This is a genomic window from Parabacteroides sp. merdae-related_45_40, assembly GCF_001915675.1.
In genome coordinates, this window is sequence record NZ_MNQY01000104.1 from 18,664 (window position 1) to 20,652 (window position 1,989).

Below are 1,989 nucleotides of genomic sequence, written 5' to 3' on the forward strand. Positions count from 1 at the left end.
CATCCCGCGAGGGAAAGAGGATCTTTGACATATTGGACATCAAAAAGAAGAAACAAGTAGAGCGAGCTTAAGATATATCAACCCGTACGTATGTACGAGGTGAGAGAAAGTAAGCAAGGGCAGACGGTGGATGCCTTGGCTCTCGGAGGCGACGAAGGACGTGATAAGCTGCGAAAAGCTCGGGGGAGGCGCAAATAGCCGTTGATCCCGGGATATCCGAATGGGGCAACCCGGCAGGCTGAAGGCCTGTCATCCCGTAAGGGAGGCGAACGTGGGGAACTGAAAATGATTCCGTAAGTAGTGGCGAGCGAACACGGAAGAGCCCAAACCCATGTCGTCTAGGCGACACGGGGGTTGTAGGACCACGACGTGGCAAGAAAGCAGGGAAATGGAAGCGCTTGGAAAAGCGCGCCATAGACGGTGAAAGCCCGGTACATGACTCCCTGCCGAAGCCTAGTGGTATCCTGAGTAGCGCGGGGCACGAGAAATCTTGCGTGAAACAGCGGGGCCCATCCCGTAAGGCTAAATACTCCCGAGAGACCGATAGCGAACCAGTACCGTGAGGGAAAGGTGAAAAGAACCCCGAGCAGGGGAGTGAAATAGACCCTGAACCCGTCTGCCTACAAGCGGTCGGAGCATCGTCAAGATGTGACGGCGTGCCTTTTGCATAATGAACCTACGAGTTACCTTCCCCGGCAAGGTTAAGTACCTAAGGTACGGAGCCGAAGCGAAAGCGAGTCTGAAGAGGGCGGCCAGTCGGGGGGGGTAGACGCGAAACCGAGTGATCTACCCTTGGCCAGGTTGAAGGTTGGGTAACACCAACTGGAGGACCGGATGGGTAAGCGTTGAAAAGCTTTCCAATGAGCTGAGGGTAGGGGTGAAAGGCTAATCAAACTCGGAGATAGCTCGTACTCCCCGAAATGCATTTAGGTGCAGCCTCTTTATAGTATATCGTGAGGTAGAGCGACTGATTGGATGCGAGGGCTTCACCGCCTATCAAGTCCAGATAAACTCCGAATGCGCGATATATATTTAAAGGGAGTGAGGGCGCGGGTGCTAAGGTCCGTGTCCGAGAGGAGAAGAATCCAGACCACCGGCTAAGGCCCCCAAATGATCGTTAAGTTGAACTAACGAGGTCGGATCGCAGAGACAGCTAGGATGTTGGCTTGGAAGCAGCCATTCATTTAAAGAGTGCGTAACAGCTCACTAGTCGAGCGATCTGGCGTGGATAATAATCGGGCATAAACGATCTGCCGAAGCCGTGGATGTCGCAAGACATGGTAGGGGAGCATTCCATGCGGCGTCGAAGATGAGGGATGACCCTTGTTGGAGCGCATGGAAAAGCAAATGTAGGTATGAGTAACGATAAGGGGGGCGAGAAACCCCCCCGCCGAAAGACCAAGGTTTCCTGATCAACGCTAATCGGATCAGGGTGAGTCGGGACCTAAGGCTAAGCCGAACGGCGACGCCGATGGAAGAATGGGTTAATATTCCCATACTGCCTCATGGAGTGACGTGGAGACGGAGAAGTGACAGTCCTGCCGGCTGACGGAATAGCCGGTTGAAGGGTGTAGATATTGATTCCCGTAGGCAAATCCGCGGGGAGAGTCGAACCTGAGAGTATACCGAGTACTTGTACGAGGTAATATGGACGTAACCATGCTCCCAAGAAAATCCGCTAAACTTATCCATGCGGCACCCGTACCGTAAACGGACACACGTGGTCGGGTTGAGAATACTGAGGCGCTCGAGTGATTCACGGTTAAGGAACTAGGCAAATTGACCCTGTAACTTCGGGATAAAGGGTCCTCGTCGTAAGGCGAGGCGCAGAGAATAGGTCCAGGCAACTGTTTAACAAAAACACATGGCTGTGCTAAATGGAAACATGACGTATACAGCCTGACACCTGCCCGGTGCTGGAAGGTTAAGAGGAGATGTCATCGCAAGAGAAGCGTTGAATTGAAGCCCCAGTAAACGGCGGCCGTAACT

1 rRNA gene (only partly in view) is annotated in these 1,989 nt (G+C 53.1%); it reads left to right on the forward strand.

Features of this window, described 5'->3' with window-relative positions:
• The first annotated feature begins 110 nt into the window (after positions 1 to 110).
• Positions 111 to 1,989: ribosomal RNA gene (locus tag BHV83_RS12125) — 23S ribosomal RNA — on the forward strand (it continues 674 nt past the right edge of the window).